Origin of the sequence: Mesorhizobium sp. WSM4898 (genome assembly GCF_029625845.1) — a bacterium.
Taxonomy (GTDB): Bacteria; Pseudomonadota; Alphaproteobacteria; order Rhizobiales; family Rhizobiaceae; genus Mesorhizobium.
Genome location: NZ_JARTVQ010000001.1, coordinates 33,022 through 54,169 on the forward strand (window position 1 = coordinate 33,022; position 21,148 = coordinate 54,169).

Below are 21,148 nucleotides of genomic sequence, written 5' to 3' on the forward strand. Positions count from 1 at the left end.
GCCGCCTGCTTCGTCAAGAAGCGGCGGCCTTTTCCTTTTCTCGCGGCCTGCCCTGTGGGTCAGCGATTGATGGTGAGCTTCTCGATATTGCGGGTGATCTGATCGAAGGCATCTGACAGTTCGGTGCCCGTGGCGGCCTCGTAAAAATGCTTCAGCGACGACGTGTCGTCGGTCGCACAGTCCTTCAATACGGATCTCGCTTGATCCCTCTCGGTCGTCGTCATCGACGGATCGTTGAGATCGAAGCCGATGGTGAAAACCTCTATGCCGTCGTGCTTCATATTCTCGCAAATGGCTTCGGCATTGGCGCGCGACCTCCGGCCCTCGTCGTCGGACGCGGACGTGCCGCGCCCGCGGGCAAAGGCGGTGTTGAACTGGCCATCCGTCATCAGGATGGCGATCTTTGCCACTTTCTTCGGATCGAAATTCGCCGGACCCGCGCCCAGGCGGGCATCGGCGATGGCCGAACGCCAGGACGGCGAAAGCATGTAATAGCCCCATTGCGCGGCAATCCCACCTGCCGTCACGCCCGCAGCTTGGAAATGACCGATGGCCGTGAGCAGCGTGTTCTGATCGGCCGTCAGCGGAACCAGCGCCGCGGATGGACACACTTTCATGCGGTAGTCGCGGTTGACCTTGGCCTGATAGGTCCTGCCATTGTTGTCCTGCCGCAGCGTATACGGGCCGTCGGACGAATAATCGGCATAGCCGTCCTTGTCCGTGCGTTCAGTGGCGCATTTGTCAGGCGCGGTCGTCACGGAAATGGCAAGCGGCGCATCGATCGGCGGCGGCAGCTTCGGTCCGGCCGACGTCTCGACGAAGACGGTGTCGGCGAGGCCGCCAGTGTTGACGGCCTCGGCATAGGGGACGATCGCCACCCGGACCCGAGGCTCGCTGGGATCCCGGTTCTGTCCCAGGAGATCCTTGACCGTCTGCGACGCGGCCGCCTGCAGGTCGCCGATCTTATTGGTCTTGGCGCGCTTGTTGGCCGCCATGGAGCCGGTGATGTCGAGCATCAGCGCCACCTCGATCTTCTTGTCTGAATAGAGCGCGGTGGTCGAGGCGCCGACACGCTGCATATCGCCAACGCTGAACAGCGGAAAATAGAGGCCGACATCGGCATGCGCATTCACCTGCACGGTCTTCGATGTCCTGTCGATGGTGAGCTTGTCGAGCACGATCTGTTTGGCCTGCAGGATGCCGGCCGCGCTGTTGGCGTCGAGAAATGCCTGTACCGACGCGTCGGCATCGGCTTCCTTGATGACACCAAGGGTGAGATCGCGTGCCGTCGAGGTCACAGCGGCATCGACGACGCTCTGCAGACTCGATCTCGCATTGTAGACCTGCGCGATATTGACTGCGAATCCCACCCCCAGCGCCAGCACCGATGCGGCAGCCCCAAACAGAACCGCGAAATTGCCTCCGCGATCCCGCGCAAAGCCGTCCACCCCACAAACGAGACCTTTCAACTGCCGCATCCTCACCCCCGCCTGCTGCGGCTTCGGTGCCGCTCAACGGAAGCGCTGCAGGACTTCGGCCAGACACGGCCACCCTTCTGTTCGAAAGCGCGGAGCGACAGCTAACTCATTGTTTCTGCTGGAACACGGCAGACAGGAAGGTGAATGGCGGGTAAATGGAAACGCAATAGGGAAATGCCGTTCATAAAGCGCTTACCATGAGTGGCGGAGCCATTGCGGCCCTTCCCGCTTCGGCACAGTGCGCCCTGTGCCAAAGCGGGTCAGCGCTGGTGCTGGCGCCGCAGTGAAACAGCCGCCTGGCTTACGCGAGCATCTGGGCGCTCGCGGTCCTGTTGATGCCGTGATGCGGCGGCTTGAACAGGTTGCCTTCCTGCTCATAGGTCCACACCTTGAACAGGGTAAGCCGATGCGGGCCGAAGCTGTGCAGCAGCGGCACGTCGGTGGCGTCGCGGCCGCGCGCGATCACGACGCGGCCGATCCTTGGACGATTGTGGCGCGGATCGAACGCGTACCATTTCCCGTCGAGGAACACTTCCATCCAGGCTGAGAAATCCATCGGCGCCGGATCGGCCGGCACGCCGATGTCGCCGAGATAGCCGTTCACATAGCGCGCTGGAATGTTCATCGCGCGGCAGAGCGCGATCGCGAGATGCGCGAAGTCGCGGCAAACGCCGACGCGCTCCTCATGCGCCTGCGCCGCCGTGCGGGTGGCGCGGGCATAGCCGTAGCCGAACGAAAGCCGGCTATGGACATAGTCGACGATCGCCTGCGCGCGCGCCCAGCCGGGCGGCAGGTGGCCGAACAGCTCCCAGGCGAGGTTGCTGAGGTGATCGGTTTCGCAATAGCGGCTGCCGAGCAGGTAGACGAGCACCTCGTCGGGCAGCTCCGCCACCGGCATTTCGCGCGCCAGCGTGTTGATCTCGTCGGCCTCGCCGCTGTCCTCGACCACCCCATCAAAGAGGATGCGAAAACCGCCGGCCGGCGCCGTGAAGCGGCGGCAGATATTGCCATGGCTGTCGCGATAGGTGGTCGTCGGCACCGAAGGCGAGGTGAGAAAGCGCGTCTGCCGCTTGATGTCGGCATGGCGATCCGGGTGGATGTCGAGAAGCGCGATGATCGGCGTCGCGGCATCGCATTCGATGGCGAGTTCGTAGCCGAGCCTGATCAGCATCACTTCCCCTTGTTGGTGGTCTTGCCCTTGTTGGTGGTCATGCCCTTGTTGGTGGTCTTGCAAGACTGGTTGGAGAACGCCGCAATGAGGAGCGTTGTTCCGGCGGCGAGTCGAAATGCCGGCATGCGCCTTTGCAGGCTCCGCTTCGGAGGTTAGGATAGCGGTGCGTTTCGCGCTCCCCGAAAACGATTCCCCCAGGATATCCGATGTTCCCAGGCAGAAAGTTCGCCGCTTTCCTTTTCGACATGGACGGCACGGTCCTCAATTCGATCGCCGCGGCGGAACGCGTGTGGACCAAGTGGGCTCGCCGTCACGGCCTCGACGTCGCGAGCTTCCTGCCGACTATCCACGGCAAGCGCGCGATCGAGACCATCGCCGCGCTGAAGCTTCCCGGCGTCGATCCCGTCGTGGAAGCCGATGCGCTGCTCGAGGCCGAGGCGGCCGACCTCGAGGGCATCGTTCCGATTCCGGGTGCTGTGGCGTTTCTCAAGTCGCTGCCGCCGGAGCGCTGGGCGGTCGTCACCTCGGCGCCGCGGGAACTCGCGCTGCTGCGTATGGCGGCGGCCGGCATTCCGGTGCCCGCCATCATGGTCTCGGCCGAGGACGTCACCCGCGGCAAGCCGGCGCCCGACTGTTTTCTTTTGGCGGCAAAGCGTCTCGGCGTCGAGGCGCGCGATTGCCTCGTCTTCGAGGATGCCCCGGCCGGCATCGCCGCGGGCGAAGCCTCCGGCGCCTCGGTGATGGTGATCAGCGCCACGCATGTCCATCCGGTCGTGACGCAGCACGCCAGCATCGCCACCTACGATGCGCTCGGCGTCGCCACCGACGACAATGGCTGGATGATCATCGAGCCGCAGCGCGACGCGGCCTGATGCATGTCGCGGTGTGCAGCGGTTTTGCGAAGACGACAGCACGAACAATGACTTAAGGCGCGTCGCCTGAATCCGCTTCAGCGCGACGCGCCTTGAGTGTCATTAAAAATCAGTGGCCAGACCCTTCACCTCCCAGTCGCCGTAGCGCCCGGGTTCCTTGCCGCCGCGTCCGCCGAACTCTTTCGGCAGGCGGGCTTCCGCGTCGCGGTATGCCTTCCGCCTGGCTTCCGCTTCCGCCAATGCGCGTTGCGCCTCAGGCGACAGCGTCCTTTGCGGCTTGGCGCCTTCGGTTTTGTTGGGTTGATCGGTCATGCGATGCTTCCTGCCGATTGAAACGGGGACCAGCCTTTCCCATCATATAGCCATGACAATGGCAGGATCGACCCCTATTCGCCACCACGCCAGACGGAAGAGACGATGAATACGCTTCGCACCGCCATGCTCCTTGCTGCGATGACCGCGCTGTTCATGGGCGTCGGCTTTCTGATCGGCGGCACCGGCGGCATGGTGATCGCCTTGCTGTTGGCCGCCGGCATGAACCTGTTCAGCTACTGGAATGCCGACAAGATGGTGCTGTCGATGAACCGCGCCATCGAGGTCGACGACAGGAACGCTCCCGAATATTATGCGATCGTTGAGGCGCTGGCCAAGCAGGCCGGCCTGCCGATGCCGAAGACCTATCTGATCGACAGTCCGCAGCCGAACGCCTTCGCCACTGGCCGCAATCCCGAAAACGCCGCTGTAGCCGCATCGACCGGCCTGCTGGAGCGGCTCAGCCACGAAGAGGTCGCGGCGGTGATGGCGCATGAACTCGCCCATGTGCAGCATCGCGACACGCTTACCATGACGATTGTCGCGACGCTTGCCGGCGCGATCTCGATGCTCGGCAATTTCGCCTTCTTCTTCGGCGGCAGCCGCGAAAACAACAATCCGCTGGGCTTCGTCGGCGTGCTTGTCGCCATGCTCGTTGCGCCCTTTGCCGCCATGATCGTGCAAATGGCGGTGAGCCGCACCCGCGAATACGAGGCCGACCGGCGCGGCGCCGAAATTTGCGGAAATCCGTTGTGGCTCGCCTCGGCGCTCGACAAGATCGCGCGCGGCGCCGAGCGCATTCCCAATCCGGATGCCGAGCGCAATCCGGCGATGGCACATCTGTTCATCATCAATCCGTTGCACGGTGAGCGCATGGACAATCTGTTCTCGACCCACCCGAGCACAGAGAACCGCATCGCCGCCCTGCAGCAGATGGCGCGCGAGATGAGCGGCGCCGCCCAAGCCGCGCGGCGCGAAGCCCCTGCGCCAGGCCAGCCGGACGAGCCGCAGGCAGGGCCATGGAGCCAGCCGGCCGAGCCGGAGCGGCCGAAGCCCAATCCCTGGGGTCGCAACCCGACCGGCCCCCGCGGCACAGGATCCAAAGGTCCGTGGTCGTGAGCGGAGCGAAGCGCCGACCGCAAACCCAAGGCAGAGGTGACGCAAGTGCGAGCGAAACGGTCGCCGGCCTCGCGGCGCGCAAGGCGGCCGCCCGCCTGCTTGCCGCCGTCATCGATGCCCATACCCCGCTCGACGGCCTGACCGACAACGAGCACGGCCACCCGCAATACAAGGCGCTCGACCAGCGCGACCGCGCATTGGTGCGCGCCATTCTGGTCACGGCGCTGCGCCACCGCATGACCATTGCCGGACTGCTCGCAAGGCGTCTGGAAAGGCCGTTGCCGGCCAACGCCACCGTGCTCTCGCACATCCTGCACGTGGCTGCGGCGCAGATCTTGTTTCTCGACATCCCCGACAGCGCCGCCGTCGACCTCGCCGTCACCCACGCCAAGTCCGACCCACGCACGCTGCGTTTCTCCGGTCTCGTCAACGGCGTGCTGCGCTCGCTGGCGCGTGCCAAGGGCGCCGAGCTGGCGCCGACGCTCGCCGCGACGACCGAGGCGCCCCAGTGGTTCGCAGACCGACTGGCCACAGCCTATGGCGCCGCCAGGGCGGAGGCCATTCTTGCTGCCCATCGCCATGAGGCTCCGGTCGATTTCACCGTTAAAACCGACCCTTCGCTCTGGGCGGAGAAGCTGGGCGGCATCGTGCTGCCGACCGGCACGGTGCGCGTCGAGAAGCTGCAGACCGGCGTCACCGATCTGCCCGGCTTCGCCGGCGGCGCCTGGTGGGTGCAGGATGCGGCGGCAGCCCTGCCCGCGCGCCTTTTCGGCGCCATCGAGGGACAACGCATCGCCGATCTTTGCGCCGCGCCCGGCGGCAAGACGGCCCAGCTGATCCTCGCCGGCGCGAACGTCACCGCCGTCGACAGTTCAAAGAACCGGCTGGCCAGGCTGGGTGAGAACCTAAAACGCCTCGGCCTTTCGGCCGAACTGGCGCACACCGACCTGCTCGACTACCGGCCGGCGGAGCCGTTCGACGCCGTGCTGCTCGACGCGCCCTGCTCCTCGACCGGCACCGTGCGCCGGCATCCCGACGTGCCGTGGACCAAAACCATGGCCGATGTCGAGAAGCTCGCCACGCTGCAGCGGCGCCTGCTCGCTCACGCCGTCACTCTCGTCAAACCGGGCGGACGGCTCGTCTTTTCCAATTGCTCGCTCGACCCGATCGAGGGCGAGGAGCTTTATCGCGTCTTCCTTGCCGGAACTCGCGGCGTGATCGCCGATCCGATCCAAGCGGGTGAATTCGCCGGCCTCGATCCCTTCCTCACGCCCGATGGCACGCTGCGCACCACCCCCGCCGATTTGGTGCTGAATTCACCGGGGGTTTCGGGGCTCGACGGCTTCTTTGCCGCCCGGATGAGAAGGACGATTTAGGACGTTATTGCATAAATCTTGCCGACTTTTTTAGCGATGCCCAGGTCATGGCCGCGTGAAGGGGTTCACTTCGTGGAATCCGCCTTCGCATAAGTTCTTGAATCATATAAGCTTGTGCTTAGGGGCTGACGACTATCAGGAGGGGTTTTGGCACTTGCTGCCGGCAGCACGACGCGTCTTTGGACGCTTGTCGCGAGGGAGTTCTGGCGCAAAACGCGCCGGCGCCTTCGTGCCGGTCCTATCTATCGCTGGCGTTATTCCGGCCGCACGCCCGAGCGCGTCCTCATCGCGCCGCCGGATCTGAGGCTCGCCGACCCGCAGATCGCGCTCGAAATCTACTATGGCCGCTATCCGCTGTCCGGCCACATGGTCGAGACCGGCGGCAAATCGCCTTTCCAGATCAATGTGCCCAACCGCGGCTGGCAAAAGTCGCTGCACGGCTTCCGCTGGCTGCGCCATATGCGCGCTGCCGGCACCGAGCTCGCCGCCGCCAATGCTCGCGCCCTGGTCTCGGACTGGATCGTCATGCACGGCAACCAGATATCGGGCGTCGCCTGGGAGCCTGGCACGACAGCCAAGCGGGTGATTGCCTGGCTGCAGCATTCCTCGGTCGTGCTGCAAGGCGCCGAATTCCCGTTCTACCGCGCCTTCCTCAAATCGCTCGCCATGCAGATCCGTTATCTCAGATCGATGGCGCGCGAGATGCCGGACGGCAAGGACAGGCTGCGCGCTCGCATCGCGCTCGCCTTCTCCACCCTGTCGCTACCCGCGCCGGCCTCGGCGCTGCGCGCCGCCACGCGCAACCTGGCCGAGGAGCTCGACCACCAGATCCTGCCGGACGGCGGTCACATCTCGCGCAACCCGATGACGGTGCTGGAATTGCTGGCCGACCTTCTGCCGTTGCGCCAGACCTATGCCAACCAGGCCGAGGCGCCGCCGCCGGCGCTGATCAATGCCATCGACCGCATGCTGCCGGCGCTGCGCTTCTTCCGCCACCAGGACGGCAGCCTTGCCCGCTTCAACGGCATGGGCGCCACCATCCACGATCGCATTGCCACCATCCTGCGTCATGACGACACGGTCGGCGCGCCGCTGCTGCACGCGCCCCATTCCGGCTATGAGCGCCTGTCGATGGGCGGCGTCACGGTGATTGCCGACACCGGCCTGCCGCCGCCTGTCGACATCTCCAACGCGGCGCATGCCGGCTGCCTCGCCTTCGAGCTTTCCTCCGGGCGCCAGCATTTCATCGTCAACGCAGGCATCGACACTTATGGCGCCGCCGAATTCCGGCCGCTCGCCCGCGCCACCGCCGCGCATTCGACCGCCACCGTCAACGACACGTCCTCGGCGCGCTTCAGTCACTCGTTGCGGGTCAGCGACCTACTCGGCTCGCCGCTGATCGGCGGCCCGCAGCACGTGCCCTGCAAGCGCATCGACCAGAAGGGTGTGCAGGGCTTTGTCGCGCGCCACGACGGCTATGCCGCGCGCTTCGGCTTGCTGCACGAGCGGGAGGTGAAGCTGGCGGAGAACGGCAATGTGCTGACCGGCCGCGACCGCTTCCTTCGCCCCGGAGGTGCGGCGATCCGCAACAATGGCCGCGATTTCGTCACCGTGCGCTTCCATATCCATCCCGACATCGGCCTGCTGCACGACGAGCAGGGCCGCCTGACCCTGGCGGCCTCCCAGGGCGACACCTGGGTGTTCACTTGTGCCGAAGTGGCGCCGGAAATCGAGGAATCGATCTATTTCGCCGGGCTCGGCGGACCGCGCCGCAGCCGGCAGATCGTGCTTGCCTTCAAGGCCTCGGAGATCGCCGAGGTGCACTGGCAGCTGACGCGCGCCGCCGTCGCCGGCTATCCCGAGAACAACTGATTCGCGGCCAAGGAACCCGAGTTGCGCGCTTGATTTCCGAGCCTCATATGCTACGGCCCGCGAACGTTCCCAACCAGCCTTGAAAGGCCGCCAGCCATGGCCGTCCCCGCCAAGAACATTCCGGCGCCCGACCTCGTTCCGATTCGCCGCGCGCTGCTTTCTGTTTTCGACAAGACCGGTTTGATCGACTTTGCCAAAGCCCTTGCCGCCGCCGGCGTCGAGCTGGTCTCCACCGGCGGCACCGCGAAGGAGATCGCCGCGGCCGGCCTGGCCGTACGCGATGTTTCGGAGCTGACCGGCTTTCCCGAGATCATGGACGGCCGCGTCAAGACCTTGCATCCCTCAGTGCATGGCGCCCTGCTCGGCGTGCGCGACGACCCAGAGCACGCGAAAGCGATGCACGACCACCACATCCCGCCGATCGACCTCGTCGTGTCCAACCTCTACCCGTTCGAGGAGGTCCGCCGCTCTGGCGCCGGCTACGCCTCGATCGTGGAAAACATCGACATCGGCGGCCCGGCGATGATCCGCGCCTCGGCCAAGAACCACGCCTATGTCGCCATCGTCACCGACCCTGCCGACTATGCCTCGGTGCTCAACGCGCTCGAGATGAATCTCGGCTCGCTGTCGCTCGATTTCCGCAAGAAGCTGGCGGCGAAGGCCTTTGCCCGCACCGCGACCTACGATGCGGCGATCTCCGGCTGGTTTGCCGACACGCTCGAAATCGAGCATCCGACCTGGCGGGCCTTTGGCGGCCGTCTGGACCAGGTGATGCGCTATGGCGAGAACCCGCATCAGGGCGCCGGCTTCTATCTCTCCGGCGACAAGCGCCCGGGCGTCGCGACCGCCAGGCAGCTGCAGGGCAAGCAGCTTTCCTACAACAACATCAACGATACCGACGCCGCCTTCGAGCTGGTCGGTGAATTCGATCCGACCCGGTCAGCGGCGATAGCCATCATCAAGCACGCCAACCCGTGTGGCGTCGCCGAGGGCGCGACGCTGAAGGCGGCTTACGCCAAGGCGCTGGCCTGCGATCCGGTCTCGGCCTATGGCGGCATCGTCGCCATGAACCGCATGCTCGACGCCGAGGCAGCGGAAGAGATCGTGAAGACCTTCACCGAGGTCATCATCGCGCCCGATGCCACCGATGAGGCCGCGGCGATCATAGCGGCGAAGAAGAACTTGCGCCTTCTGGTCACCGGCGGTCTGCCCGACCCGCGCGCCGACGGCACGGTCGCCAAATCGGTCGCCGGCGGGCTGTTGGTGCAAAGCCGGGACAATGCGGTGGTCGACGACCTCGAGCTGAGGGTGGTGACGAAACGCGCGCCGACTCCGGCCGAGATGGCCGACCTTAAATTTGCCTTCCGCGTCGCCAAGCACGTCAAGTCGAATGCCATCGTCTACGTCAAGGACGGCTCGACCGTCGGCATCGGCGCCGGCCAGATGAGCCGCGTCGATTCCTCGCGTATCGCCGCCCGCAAGGCGCTCGACGCTGCCGAGGCGGCTGGCCTGGCCGAGCCGCTGACCAGGGGTTCGGTCGTCGCTTCCGACGCCTTCTTCCCCTTCGCCGACGGCCTGCTGTCGGCCATCGAGGCCGGCGCCACGGCCGTGATCCAGCCCGGCGGCTCGATGCGCGACGAGGACGTGATCGCCGCCGCCGACGAGCACGGCATCGCCATGGTGTTCACCGGCGTGCGGCACTTCAGGCATTGAGTGCCCTTCTTCCCTTCTCCCCTTGTGGGAGAAGGTGGATCGGCGCTTAGCGCCGAGACGGATGAGGGGTGTTCCAGCTTGGCAATGCGCTTGAAATTGCCGCCGCCTCATTCCGTCCAGCACCCCTCATCCGTCGCCTTCGGCGACACCTTCTCCCACAAGGGGAGAAGGAGAGCGCTATTCCACCGGCTTGTCTGCCGGATATGGCGTCCTGACCAGGATTGCCATGCCGAGGCCGAGGAACAGCGCGATCACCGCCATGCCGAGCCGTGCCGAGCCGCTGGCCAGCGTGATCGTCGACACCAGGAACGGCGCCAGGAAGCTCGTTGCCCTGCCGGCCAGCGCGTAGATGCCGAAATAGCGGCCGGACTCGGCGGCCGTGACGCTGCGCGCCATGTAGGAGCGCGAGGAGGCCTGGACCGGCCCGAAGGCGAGTCCGATCAGCAGGCCGTAGAGGATGTAGGCCTTTTCGGCCGCGGTGCCGAAGAGGCCGCCGGAATCGGTGGTGGGCAGCTGTATTAGGCCGAGCAGCGTGAAGCCTGGCCCGGTCGACACGACGCCGATCGTAGCCAGCAAAAGCAGCATCAGCGCAATCATCACCACGGCCTTCGATCCGAGCGCGGTGTCGAGGCGCGCGGCGATCCAGCAGCCGAAGATCGCGACGACGTTGAGGATGATGCCGAACATGCCGATCTCGGTGATCGACCAGTTGAACATGCCGGCGGCAAAGGTGCCGCCGAGCGCCAGGAGCGCGTTGACGCCGTCCTGATAGATCATGCGGGCGACGAGGAAGCGGAAGATGCCGACGCGCTTGCGCACCTCGAAGAGCGTGGACTTCAATTCCGACAGGCCCTCCCGCACCGCCGGGCCCATTGAAAGCCCCTTGATGGCGTCCGGCGTGAAGATGAACATCGGCAGGATGAACAGGAAGTACCATCCGGCCGACATCGGCCCGGTGAAGCGCGCGTCCTCGCCGAGCTTAGGATCGAGCCCGAACAGCGGGTCGAGGCCGATGATCGTCTTGCCGGTTTCCAGATTGCCGGCCAGGAACAGCACCACGAAGATCAAGGCCACCATGCCGCCGAGATAGCCGAGCCCCCAGGCGATGTTGGAGATCTTGCCGATGTCCTCCTTGGGCACTAGGCGCGGCATCATGGAATCGTTGAAGACGGTGGAGAATTCCGCGGCCACAGAGGCGAGCGAGAAGAGCAGCACGATCAGGAATAGGCTGGAGCCGGGCGCGGCGAACCAAAGCAGCGTAAGGCTGATGATCTTGACCGCCGCGAAGGAGGCGATCCATGGCTTGCGCGGCCCGGTCTGGTCGGCAATCGAGCCGAGCACCGGCGAAAGCACCGCGATGACGAGACCCGCGGCAGCGATGCCGTAACCCCAGGCAGCCTGCCCGGTTGTGGCGTCGCTCGCCATGCGCGAGACGAAGTATGGCCCGAAGATGAAGGTGGTGACGACGGTGAAGAAGGGTTGCGCCGCCCAGTCGAAGAACATCCAGCCCCAGATGCCGCGCCCCGTTGCCCGCTGCACTGCTACTTCGGCCATGTCCCCTCCGGCATCGTCCGCCCGCGACCCGCGCATGTCTGCATGTTTTCGGGCGGCGATGCAAATGAACAAGCACGGCGCCGCCGCTCAGTGGCTTGCGCGTTTCCACTCCGCGTCAGCGGGAACAAGAGCGCCGGCCGCGACCTCTTCCTTCTGGGGAAGTCGGACCTCAGGTCCGCATGGGGGTCGGCGCTGCCTCCCGACCCGCTGCTTCGCAGCGACCCTCCCCGCAAGGGGCAGGGTAAACCTACATCCCCGTCAGGTCGCTCATCAGGCCGGACGCCACCGACAGCCGAGACACGGTGATGTCGCCGCCTTCGGTCAGCGCCTGCAGCCGCTCGCGGATGCGCCCGACCTGCTCGCCGCCGGCTTCCAGCCAGGCCGCCACCGGATCCGCCGCCTTGCCGTGGCCGGTAAGCGCCGCCACCGCGATGCCGCGCCTTGCGGCGCCGATCGTGTCGGTCGCGCGCGACAGCGCCAGCTGGTCGTAATAGTCCGGCGGCATGATCGAGCGCGCGGCCTCCTCGACGCGAGGGATGCGAAAAGCGTCGCTGACGGCGAAGAAGGCCCTGGCGGCGCTGACGATGTCGGCATTGGCCGTGCGTGCGGTGAGCGCGATGTCCGGGATCAGGTCGCTCACCTCGGCCAGCGCCAGCTTTTCGGCAAGTTTGTCGGGCGCGCCGCCCTCAAACAGGTCATGGCGCCGCGCCTCGATCCGCTCGCGTGAGAAGGCCGGCAGCAGCGAGATGAGCTTCGGCTCCAAAGCCTTGCGCGCTTCCTGCAAGTCGGCGATGCGCTGGCCCAGCGGCGCGGAGGATAGGTCGTTCTTCAGGTACCAGCCGCTGGTCATGAAGATGAGCCGGCTGACTGCCTGGTAGAGATCGAGCTGCGTCTGGCCGTCGATCTGGTTGTCGAGGGCATCGATCTCCTTGTAGAGCGAAGGCAGCGCGAAACCGTCGCGCACCAGGGCGAAAGTGCGCACGACGGCGCCCGCTGTGCGGCCCGTCGCTTCCTGCAGCCGGTTGACGAAAGACGGCCCGCCGCGATTGACGAGATCGTTGGCGACGACGCGCGCGATGATCTCGCGCCGCAGCCGGTGGGCACGGATCTCGCCGGCGAATTTCTTCGCCATCCGCTCCGGGAAATAGCCCATCAGATCGCGGTCGAAATGCGGATCGTCCGGCACGTCGCTGGCGACGATGTCGGAGAAGAGCACGATCTTGGCATAGGCAAGCAGCACGCCGAGCTCGGCCCTGGTCAGCGGCTCGCCGCGAGCCTCGCGCTCGGCAAGCGCCGCCGGCGAAGGCAGCGTCTCGACGGCGCGGTCGAGCAGGCCGCGCGCTTCGAGCGCCGTCATGAAGCGCGCCTGGTGCGCGATGTCGGCCAGCCCGCGCTTGCGCGCCAGCGACAGCGCCAGCGTCTGCTGGTAGTTGTTGGAAAGCACCAGCGTGCTCACCTCGTCGGTCATCTCGGCAAGCAGCTTGTTGCGCGCCGGCCGCGCCAGCGAGCCTTTGCGCATGGCCGACGCCAGCGCGATCTTGATGTTGACCTCGACGTCCGAGCAGTTGACGCCGCCCGAATTGTCGATGGCGTCGGAATTGCAGCGGCCGCCCTTCATACCGAACTCGATGCGCGCCCGCTGCGTGACGCCGAGATTGGCGCCCTCGCCGATGACCTTGGCGCGCACGTCGAGCGCGGTGACGCGGATGGCGTCGTTGGCGCGGTCGCCGACATCGGCATTGGTCTCGCCGGAGCCCCGGACATAGGTGCCGATGCCGCCGAACCACAAAAGATCGACGGGCGCCTTGAGGATGGCGTTCATGATCTCGACCGGCGTTGCCGTGGTCTTGGCGAGGCCGATCGCGGCGGCCGCCGCCTGCGGCAGCGTTATCGACTTCAGGCTGCGCGAGACGATGACGCCGCCTTCCGACAGCTTTGACTTGTCATAGTCCTGCCACGACGAGCGCGGCAGTCCGAACATGCGCTGGCGCTCGGCCAGCGAGGCCGCCATGTCCGGGTCGGGGTCGATGAAGATGTCGCGGTGGTCGAAGGCGGCGATCAGCTTGGTTGCCGGTGACAGGAGCATGCCGTTGCCAAACACGTCGCCCGACATGTCGCCGACGCCGACGACCGTGAAGGGCTCGGTCTGGATGTCGCGGTTCATCTCGCGGAAATGCCGCTTCACCGCTTCCCAGGCGCCCTTGGCGGTGATGCCCATCTTCTTGTGGTCGTAGCCGGCCGAGCCGCCGCTGGCGAAGGCGTCGTCCAGCCAGAAATTGTGCGTCTCCGAAATGGCGTTGGCCGTATCGGAGAAGGTCGCCGTGCCCTTGTCGGCGGCAACGACGAAATAGGGATCATCCTGGTCGCGCCGCACCACGCCGGCCGGCGGGATGATGCCGTCGACACCGATATTGTCGGTGATCGAAAGCAGGCTGGAGACGAAATTCTTGTAGGCCGAAGTGCCGGCCTCGAAGATCGCGTCGCGGCCGGCGCTCATCGGCAGTTTCTTCGGATAGAAGCCGCCCTTCGCGCCGACCGGCACGATGACCGCGTTCTTGACCTGCTGCGCCTTGACCAGACCCAGCACCTCGGTGCGGTAGTCCTGGGCGCGGTCAGACCAGCGCAGGCCGCCGCGCGCCACCGGGCCGAAGCGCAGATGAACGCCCTCGACCTCCGAGCCGTAGACGAAGATCTCGCGCCAGGGGCGGGGCGCCGGCAGCCCGTCGACCGCCTGCGAATCCAGCTTGATCGCCAGCGACTGTCCTTTGTCTTTCGTATCGGCAACGAAATGATTGGTGCGCAGCGAGGCTTCGATCAGGTTGAGATAACGACGGATGATGGTGTCGTCATCAATGTTGGGCACCTCTTCCAGCGCGTCCTTGATCTTGGCCTTGAGGTGCTTGGCGGCGACCACGCCCTCGGTCTCGGCCGTCGGGCCAAGGCGGGCAACGAACAGCTGATGCAGGCCGCGCGCGATCTCCGGATAGCGGTTGAGCGCGGCGGCGATGAAATCCTGGCTCTGCGGGATACCGGCCTGCTGCAAATAGCGGCCGTAGGCGCGCAGGATCGTGATTTCGCCCGACCAGAGACCCGCGGTCTGGGCAAGGCCGTTATAGCCGTCATTGTCGACGTCGCCGCGCCAGACCGACAGGAAGGCATCCTCGAACAGCGCACCGTCGCCGAGGTCGATCGGCTTGCCGTAGCTGTTCTCCAGCTCCATGTCGTGGATGAACACCATGCCGGAGGCTTCGTCGCCAACCTCGAAGGTGCGCTCGCTGATGACGCGGAAGCCGATATTCTCCAGCACCGGCACGCGCCGCGACAGCGCCACCGGACTGCCGTGGTGATAGATCTTCAGCGCCGCCTGGTGCGGCTTCTGGTCGGCATGGCGGTAATAGTCGATGGCGATTGGATTGGCCGCATCGATCCTGGCGATGCGTCCTGCATCGGCCAGCGCCACGGCCGGCGAGAACGAATCGCGATAGCTTTCCGAAAAGCGCGAGGCAATTGCCGTAAGCGTTGCATCGGCGCCCGATTCCGACACTGCTTCGCGCAGCGCATCGTCCCAGGTGCGCACGATGTCGCGGATCGCTGCCTCTATCGTTGCCGGCTCGACCTTCGGCGTCTTGCCGCCGGAGCGGCCGATGATGAAATGCACACGCGCCAGCCCGCCTTCTGGGAAGGCCGGATAATATGCCGACAGCCGGCCCTGAAATACTGTCTTCAGGTAGGTGCCGATCTTCTCGCGCACGACGCTGTCGTAGCGGTCGCGCGGCACGAAGACGAGAATCGAGACGAACCGGTCGAACTGATCGACCCGCACCAGCGCCCTGACGCGCGGCCGTTCGATCAGTCCGAGGATGGCTTCGGCGTGCTTCCTGAGGATCGGCACCGGAACCTGAAACAGCTCGTCGCGCGGATAGCTCTCCAGCACGTTGATCAGCGCCTTGCCGGAATGGTCATGTGGATTGAAGCCGGACTTGGCGATGACCGTCTCGGCCTTCGAGCGCAGATAGGGGATCTTCATCACCGAACGCGTGTAGGCGGTCGAGGTGAACAGGCCTACGATGCGCAGCTCGCCTGAAAGCACGCCCTTGGCGGTGTAGGTTTTGACGCCGATATAGTCGAGATAGATGCGCCGGTGCACCAGGGACTTGGCATTGGCCTTGGTTACGATCAGCGGTTCCGGCCCATGCAGGAAGGCGCGGATCTCCGGCGTTGTCGACACCGCCTCGGTGCCGCGCCTGAGAACCAGGACGTCGGGATCCGCGAGGATGCCGAGGCCGGGTTTGTCGGCGCGCTCCAGCATGCCGCTCTTCTCGCCGCCGGTGTAGTTGAACTCGCGCATGCCGAGGAAGGTGAAATTGTCGTCTCGCAGCCATTCGAGGAAGGCGATCGCCTCGGTGACATGCGCCTTGTCGAGCGGCACCGGCGCGTAGCGGAATTCCGAGATGGCCTGATCGAGCCGGGCAAGCATCGGCTTCCAATCGGCGACGGCGGCGCGCACCTGGTCCAGCAGCTTCTTCAGACGGCCGGCCAGGGCTTCGGCCTGATCCGCCGAAAGGCGGCCGATATGGACGTGGACGACGCTCAGCCGGTCATGGCTGGTTTCGCCCTTGACGGAGCCGCCGTCTCCGAGGATCTCCTCGATGCCGCTCTTGCCGTGCCGGACGACGATGACGGGATGGGTGACCAAAAGCGGCTCGCCGGCGCTCTCGGTGATCTCGCCGAGGATGGAATCGAACAGGAACGGCATGTTGTCGTTGACGACGGTGATGACCGTCATCGGCCGGCCCTGGCGCGTCACGCCGGAATCCACGTCTATGGCAATGATGCAATCGCCCTTTCTGTGCCTGGCGACCGCCCGGCCGGCGAGATCGGCGGCGCGTTCGAGGTCGGCGACGTCATAGGCGGCGATGTCTTCGGCCGGCGTGCGGGCGAGGAGATAGTCGGCGAGCCTGCCGGGCTTTTCGCCTGCCCTTGCCGCGCCTCCTTTTGCCGGACTGGTTTTTTTCGGCTGGCTTGCGGTTTTCAGGCTGGCCATGATGTGAAGTCCCTCCCGTCACATGCTTTTGGGTCTATGGTAGCAGATGAGCGCTATTTGGCGACAAAGGTTTGACGACGCTTTAAGAAAATCGAACCGACGCTCACCCTGCGAGGAGAACGGATATGACCGACAGGATTACGGCGCTCGACCTGGCCCGGGCGGAGCTGAGCGAAGCGACGAAGGCTTATTTCGCCAAATGCGAGGAAAAGCTCGGCCTCGTGCCCAACGTGCTTCTGGCCTACGCCTTCGACGAGAAGAAGCTACGCGCCTTCACCGACATGTACAACGAGCTGATGCTGGGCGAGTCCGGCCTGTCGAAGCTGGAGCGCGAGATGATCGCGGTCGCCGTTTCCTCGATCAACCAGTGCTACTACTGCCTGACCGCGCATGGCGCGGCGGTGCGCCAGCTTTCCGGTGAGCCCGCTCTTGGCGAGATGATGGTGATGAATTTCCGCGCCGCCGGCTTGCCCGAAAGGGAGACGGCGATGCTGGAATTCGCGGTCAAGCTGACGGAGGAGCCAGCCAAGATCGTCGAGGGCGACCGCGCCGCGTTGCGACAGGTGGGCTTCAGCGATCGCGACATCTGGGACATCGCCTCGACTGCCGCCTTCTTCAACATGTCGAACCGTGTGGCCGCCGCGGTCGACATGCGACCGAACCCCGAATACCACGCCATGGCAAGGTGAGGCTCACCGGCCTCACATTAGCAACGTCGAATTTCTCGTTGCCCGCCCCGCCGTTTGGGTCGATGATCAACGATTGCGGTTAGCCCGCATATCGATGATTGCGGCTAGCTCGCATATCAACGATTGCGGCGTAGCCGCATATCGGATTGCGGCATAGCCGCATACCGCCAGGCGGCGCTGCCGCATCCCGGCTCGACGCTGCCGAAAAGGGAGGAGAACATGGCGAAATTTCTCTATGTCTATCACGGCTCCGGCAAGATGCCGACCGACGAGGCCGAGCGCAAAGCCGCGATGGATGCCTGGACCGGCTGGTACGACAAGCTGGGTTCGGCCGTGATCGACGGCGGCAATCCTGTCGGCATGTCGAGAACGGTGCTGCCCGGCGGCGCGGTCGAGAACAATGGCGGCAGCAATCCAACCGCCGGCTACACGATCGTCGAAGCGAAGGATATCGACGATGCCGTCGCCAAGGCCAGGGATTGTCCGATCCTGATGAACCCGGCCTTCAGCGTCGAGGTCGCGCCGATCATCGAGATGATGTAGCGCCAAAGCGCCCGAAGGTCGTCAGAGTGAAACACGGCGGGCGGCATACTCTTGCCCGCCCGCCGTCGCACGGCTAGAAGAGCCGATCCTTCCCGATTTCGAGTTTCACTTTGCCTCAGTAAACGCCGGTCTCGTCTACTCCCGAAAGCACGCGCAGGCGCGCTTTGGCGGCGCCTGCATCATTTCATGTGTTCTTCAGGCGGCGGCTCGAGACCGGTTTGGCATTGCTGAGCCGCCGTCGCGCAATTGCGCGGGCGCCTGATTTTCAACCACTACAGCCTTTCGCCACACCGTGCCCGCATGGGCATCTCGGACATTGCCGCGCTGACGGACTTCCCGACGGGAAGGGCCTATCGGCATGTCTCGAACTTTGCGCATTCGCTGGGTGGTCGCGCCCGCAGTCGCGCCTCGACCTCTCATCAACTGCAATCGCTGCGGCGGCGTCAAACCTTACCAATGCAGCGGAAAGTTCCGCGTCAACGCCAACGGCAAGCGCATCGATGCCTGGCTGATCTATCGCTGCACCGACTGCGACAATTCCTGGAACCGCGCCATTTTTGAGCGATGCAACCGTCGCGACATCGCACCGGCGCTGCTGGCTGCACTGGAGCGCAACGATCCGACGCTGGTCCGACACTATGGCTTCGATGCCGTGGCGCTCAGAAATCGGGTCGGGCGGATCGAAGAATCTCCGGAAGTCACGGTGCGAAAGGAGGCGCTGGATGGCAGGCCGGAAGGCGCGACGGCGCTTTGGCTTGAGCTTCGGCTCGATGCCGCAACGCCCTTGCGGCTTGACCGCTTGCTCGCCGGCGAGCTCGGCATCTCCCGGTCGAGGCTGCAGGCCTGGGAAGCGCGGCGGTTGCTCGCCATCGAACCGTGCGGCGCCAAAGCCCTGCGCAGGCCGGTGCGCGACGGCATGGTGGTACGCGTCGACCTCTCCGGCGAGACCGGCCGTGACGCTGTCGTTTCGGCCGCATGTGCATGAAGTGAAAAGAGAGGGAGCGATGCCCCCTCCCTTGAGTAACTGCCTGGGCTAAAACCCTACGCCGCGCCCATCACCTTGGCCGACTTCTCGAAGCGCTTGCGCTCGTTCGGGTCGAGATAGAGCTTCCTGAGCCGAATGGTCTTCGGCGTCACCTCGACCAGCTCGTCGTCCTGGATCCAGGCCAGCGCGCGTTCCAGCGTCATGCGGACCGGCGGCGTCAGCTTCACCGCCTCGTCCTTGCCGGCGGCGCGGATGTTGGTGAGCTTCTTGCCCTTCAGCACGTTCACTTCCAGGTCGTTGTCGCGGGAATGGATGCCGATGATCATGCCCTGGTAAACCTTGACGCCCGGATCGATGATCATCGGGCCGCGATCCTCCAGGTTCCACATCGCATAGGCGACCGACTCACCCTGTTCGTTGGAGATCAGCACGCCATTGGTGCGGCCGGGCAGCTCGCCCTTGTAGGGCTCGTAGGCATGAAACAGCCGGTTCATCACGGCGGTGCCGCGCGTGTCGGTCAACAGTTCCGACTGATAGCCGATCAGGCCGCGGGTCGGCGCATGGAAGACAAGGCGCTGGCGGTTGCCGCCGGAGGGGCGCAGCTCGACCATCTCGGCCTTGCGTTCCGACATCTTCTGCACGACCACGCCGGCGTGCTCCTCGTCGACGTCGATGACGACTTCCTCGACCGGCTCCAGCAACTGGCCGTCATCGCCCTTCTGCATGACGACCCGCGGGCGCGACACGGCGATCTCGAAGCCTTCGCGGCGCATCGTCTCGATCAGCACGGCAAGCTGCAACTCGCCGCGACCGGAGACGAAGAAGGAATCCTTCTCCGGCGATTCCTCGATCTTGAGCGCCACATTGCCTTCGGCCTCGCGCAGCAGCCGGTCGCGAATGACGCGGCTGGTCACCTTGTCGCCCTCGGTGCCGGCAAGCGGACTGTCGTTGACCAGGAAGGACATGGTCACCGTCGGCGGGTCGATCGGCTGCGCATGCAGCGGCTCGCTCACGCTCGGATCGCAGAAGGTGTCGGCGACGGTGCCCTTCGACAGGCCGGCGATGGCGACGATGTCGCCCGCCTGGGCTTCCTCGATCGGCTGGCGCTCGAGCCCGCGGAAGGCGAGGATTTTCGAGATTCGTCCGGTCTCGATCTGCGTGCCGTCATGGTGCAGCACCTTGACCGCCTGGTTGGGCTTCAGCGAACCGGACTCGATGCGGCCGGTGATGATGCGGCCGAGGAACGGATTGGCTTCGAGGATCGTACCGATCATGCGGAACGGACCGGGATGCACCGTCGGCGCCGGCACATGCTTGACGACGAGATCGAACAGCGGCGCAAGGCCCTGGTCTTTCGGGCCTTCAGGATTTTCCGACACCCAGCCGTCGCGGCCCGAGCCGTAGAGGATCGGGAAGTCGAGCTGTTCGTCGGTCGCATCGAGCGCCGCGAACAGGTCGAACACCTCGTTGACCACCTCGATGTGACGGGCGTCCGGGCGGTCGATCTTGTTGATGACGACGATCGGCCGCAGACCTACCTTCAGCGCCTTGCCGACGACGAATTTGGTCTGCGGCATCGGCCCTTCGGCGGCGTCGACGAGCACGATCGCCGAATCCACCATCGACAGGATGCGCTCGACCTCGCCGCCGAAGTCGGCGTGTCCGGGCGTGTCGACGATGTTGATGCGGGTGCCCTTCCAATCGACCGAGGTCGCCTTGGCCAGGATGGTGATGCCGCGTTCTTTTTCGAGGTCGTTGGAGTCCATGGCGCGCTCGGCGACGCGCTGGTTTTCGCGGAAGGCGCCGGACTGTTTCAGGAGTTGGTCGACGAGCGTGGTTTTCCCATGGTCGACATGCGCGATGATCGCGATATTGCGGAGGTTCATTGTCTGGTCTCGGGAGCGTTGCAGGCAGCAGGCCCGAAAGCGCCGCCTTTTTCGTTGGGCGGCTCATACAAGGTTTTTCGCAATTGCGAAAGGGGAGGCCCCGCCCCAAATAAATGGTCACTGATTCTTAAAGGTCTTGGTGTGAAATGATTCTGTTAACCAAGGCGGAACCTTTGAGGGGCCGGGCAATTTCATGTTCATGACCGATCAGATGTCCAGATTGCGTCCGGTTTTCGCGTGGGCAGCGCTTGGCGTGCTTGTTGCGGCTGGCGCCGCACAGTCGGCGGCCGCCCTGAGAGAAGCTGACCCCTCGCCCCGTGATGCCAAAACCGCGCAGCAGATGTTTGCCGACGCCCCGGACGGGGTCGACCCGATCGTCACCGGCCCGGTCAGCGCCGCCTTCAAGCAGCGCCAGAAGGCAGCCAACTGCGACACCGCCGTCTGGCCGAACATTCCCGCGACCTGCTATCCGGATTAATATTGCGACGGCTACCTGACAAAGGTGGCACTCCGGGACACCCCCCTGTGCCCTGC

General features: G+C 65.1%; 16 protein-coding genes. 9 read left to right on the top strand and 7 right to left on the bottom strand.

Annotation, left to right across the window (positions count from 1 at the left end; translation table 11 throughout):
- Positions 1 to 59: 59 nt before the first annotated feature.
- The 3 genes from P9228_RS00145 to P9228_RS00155 form a co-directional block, all read right to left on the bottom strand.
- Complete coding sequence (locus tag P9228_RS00145; protein ID WP_278051629.1) at positions 60 to 1,478, bottom strand: pilus assembly protein; 1,419 nt, start codon at positions 1,476 to 1,478, stop codon at positions 60 to 62.
- A 301-nt stretch (positions 1,479 to 1,779) separates the two neighbouring features.
- A complete protein-coding gene (locus P9228_RS00150) occupies positions 1,780 to 2,649 on the bottom strand; it encodes a transglutaminase family protein (RefSeq protein WP_278051630.1) in 870 nt (289 codons plus the stop codon).
- Positions 2,649 to 2,774 carry a hypothetical protein gene (locus P9228_RS00155; RefSeq protein ID WP_278051631.1) on the bottom strand — a complete coding sequence of 42 codons (126 nt, stop codon included), beginning with the start codon at positions 2,772 to 2,774 and terminating at the stop codon, positions 2,649 to 2,651. The genes P9228_RS00150 and P9228_RS00155 overlap by 1 nt, the downstream gene beginning before the upstream one ends.
- An 81-nt stretch (positions 2,775 to 2,855) precedes the next feature.
- Here P9228_RS00155 and P9228_RS00160 point away from each other — a divergent pair, with 81 nt between their 5' ends.
- On the top strand, positions 2,856 to 3,521 hold the full coding sequence (locus tag P9228_RS00160; protein ID WP_128373139.1) for an HAD-IA family hydrolase: 666 nt from the start codon (positions 2,856 to 2,858) through the stop codon (positions 3,519 to 3,521).
- Between the two features lie 102 nt (positions 3,522 to 3,623).
- On the opposite strand, the gene P9228_RS00165 is transcribed toward P9228_RS00160, so the two are convergent.
- Positions 3,624 to 3,833: a DUF1674 domain-containing protein gene (locus P9228_RS00165; protein ID WP_278051633.1), complete on the bottom strand. Its 210-nt coding sequence runs from the start codon at positions 3,831 to 3,833 to the stop codon at positions 3,624 to 3,626.
- A gap of 105 nt (positions 3,834 to 3,938) precedes the next feature.
- Here P9228_RS00165 and htpX point away from each other — a divergent pair, with 105 nt between their 5' ends.
- The 4 genes from htpX to purH all read left to right on the top strand — a co-directional run bounded on the left by htpX (position 3,939) and on the right by purH (position 9,913).
- The gene (gene htpX / locus P9228_RS00170; RefSeq protein WP_278051635.1) at positions 3,939 to 4,952 is read left to right on the top strand and encodes a zinc metalloprotease HtpX; all 1,014 of its coding nucleotides are present in this window, start codon (positions 3,939 to 3,941) and stop codon (positions 4,950 to 4,952) included.
- The gene (locus P9228_RS00175) at positions 4,943 to 6,328 is read left to right on the top strand and encodes an RsmB/NOP family class I SAM-dependent RNA methyltransferase (protein WP_278051636.1); all 1,386 of its coding nucleotides are present in this window, start codon (positions 4,943 to 4,945) and stop codon (positions 6,326 to 6,328) included. Before htpX ends, P9228_RS00175 begins: the two co-directional genes overlap by 10 nt.
- Positions 6,329 to 6,475: 147 nt before the next feature.
- Positions 6,476 to 8,200, top strand: coding sequence for a heparinase II/III family protein (locus P9228_RS00180; RefSeq protein WP_067324937.1), 1,725 nt, complete (start codon positions 6,476 to 6,478; stop codon positions 8,198 to 8,200).
- Between the two features lie 96 nt (positions 8,201 to 8,296).
- Positions 8,297 to 9,913 carry a bifunctional phosphoribosylaminoimidazolecarboxamide formyltransferase/IMP cyclohydrolase gene (gene purH, locus P9228_RS00185; protein ID WP_278051641.1) on the top strand — a complete coding sequence of 539 codons (1,617 nt, stop codon included), beginning with the start codon at positions 8,297 to 8,299 and terminating at the stop codon, positions 9,911 to 9,913.
- Positions 9,914 to 10,090: 177 nt separating this feature from the next.
- Here the strand turns inward: purH and P9228_RS00190 are convergent, their stop codons facing one another.
- A complete protein-coding gene (locus P9228_RS00190) occupies positions 10,091 to 11,467 on the bottom strand; it encodes an MFS transporter (RefSeq protein ID WP_127239473.1) in 1,377 nt (458 codons plus the stop codon).
- Between the two features lie 247 nt (positions 11,468 to 11,714).
- Positions 11,715 to 16,511, bottom strand: coding sequence for an NAD-glutamate dehydrogenase (locus P9228_RS00195; protein WP_278051645.1), 4,797 nt, complete (start codon positions 16,509 to 16,511; stop codon positions 11,715 to 11,717).
- A 125-nt stretch (positions 16,512 to 16,636) separates the two neighbouring features.
- Here P9228_RS00195 and P9228_RS00200 point away from each other — a divergent pair, with 125 nt between their 5' ends.
- The 3 genes from P9228_RS00200 (at position 16,637) to P9228_RS00210 (ending at position 18,728) form a co-directional block, all read left to right on the top strand.
- Entirely contained in the window at positions 16,637 to 17,200 is a 564-nt protein-coding gene (locus P9228_RS00200; RefSeq protein ID WP_067001468.1) for a peroxidase-related enzyme, read from the top strand.
- A 219-nt stretch (positions 17,201 to 17,419) separates the two neighbouring features.
- A complete protein-coding gene (locus P9228_RS00205) occupies positions 17,420 to 17,743 on the top strand; it encodes a YciI family protein (protein WP_095799958.1) in 324 nt (107 codons plus the stop codon).
- Positions 17,744 to 18,101: 358 nt separating this feature from the next.
- Positions 18,102 to 18,728 (top strand): DUF1062 domain-containing protein, encoded by a 627-nt coding sequence (locus P9228_RS00210; RefSeq protein ID WP_095799702.1) that lies wholly within the window; start codon positions 18,102 to 18,104, stop codon positions 18,726 to 18,728.
- Between the two features lie 56 nt (positions 18,729 to 18,784).
- Here the strand turns inward: P9228_RS00210 and typA are convergent, their stop codons facing one another.
- Complete coding sequence (gene typA / locus P9228_RS00215; RefSeq protein WP_067001463.1) at positions 18,785 to 20,614, bottom strand: translational GTPase TypA; 1,830 nt, start codon at positions 20,612 to 20,614, stop codon at positions 18,785 to 18,787.
- A gap of 193 nt (positions 20,615 to 20,807) precedes the next feature.
- On the opposite strand from typA, the gene P9228_RS00220 reads away from it, so the two are divergent.
- Positions 20,808 to 21,092: a hypothetical protein gene (locus P9228_RS00220; protein ID WP_245307538.1), complete on the top strand. Its 285-nt coding sequence runs from the start codon at positions 20,808 to 20,810 to the stop codon at positions 21,090 to 21,092.
- Positions 21,093 to 21,148 lie beyond the last annotated feature (56 nt).

Coding starts and splice junctions, on each gene's coding strand:
- P9228_RS00145 (WP_278051629.1), bottom strand. CDS start 1,478: ATGCGGCAGTTGAAAGGTCTCGTTTGTGGGGTGGACGGCTTTGCGCGG.
- P9228_RS00150 (WP_278051630.1), bottom strand. CDS start 2,649: ATGCTGATCAGGCTCGGCTACGAACTCGCCATCGAATGCGATGCCGCG.
- P9228_RS00155 (WP_278051631.1), bottom strand. CDS start 2,774: ATGCCGGCATTTCGACTCGCCGCCGGAACAACGCTCCTCATTGCGGCG.
- P9228_RS00160 (WP_128373139.1), top strand. CDS start 2,856: ATGTTCCCAGGCAGAAAGTTCGCCGCTTTCCTTTTCGACATGGACGGC.
- P9228_RS00165 (WP_278051633.1), bottom strand. CDS start 3,833: ATGACCGATCAACCCAACAAAACCGAAGGCGCCAAGCCGCAAAGGACG.
- htpX (WP_278051635.1), top strand. CDS start 3,939: ATGAATACGCTTCGCACCGCCATGCTCCTTGCTGCGATGACCGCGCTG.
- purH (WP_278051641.1), top strand. CDS start 8,297: ATGGCCGTCCCCGCCAAGAACATTCCGGCGCCCGACCTCGTTCCGATT.
- P9228_RS00190 (WP_127239473.1), bottom strand. CDS start 11,467: ATGGCCGAAGTAGCAGTGCAGCGGGCAACGGGGCGCGGCATCTGGGGC.
- P9228_RS00195 (WP_278051645.1), bottom strand. CDS start 16,511: ATGGCCAGCCTGAAAACCGCAAGCCAGCCGAAAAAAACCAGTCCGGCA.
- P9228_RS00200 (WP_067001468.1), top strand. CDS start 16,637: ATGACCGACAGGATTACGGCGCTCGACCTGGCCCGGGCGGAGCTGAGC.
- P9228_RS00205 (WP_095799958.1), top strand. CDS start 17,420: ATGGCGAAATTTCTCTATGTCTATCACGGCTCCGGCAAGATGCCGACC.
- P9228_RS00210 (WP_095799702.1), top strand. CDS start 18,102: ATGTCTCGAACTTTGCGCATTCGCTGGGTGGTCGCGCCCGCAGTCGCG.
- typA (WP_067001463.1), bottom strand. CDS start 20,614: ATGAACCTCCGCAATATCGCGATCATCGCGCATGTCGACCATGGGAAA.
- P9228_RS00220 (WP_245307538.1), top strand. CDS start 20,808: ATGTTCATGACCGATCAGATGTCCAGATTGCGTCCGGTTTTCGCGTGG.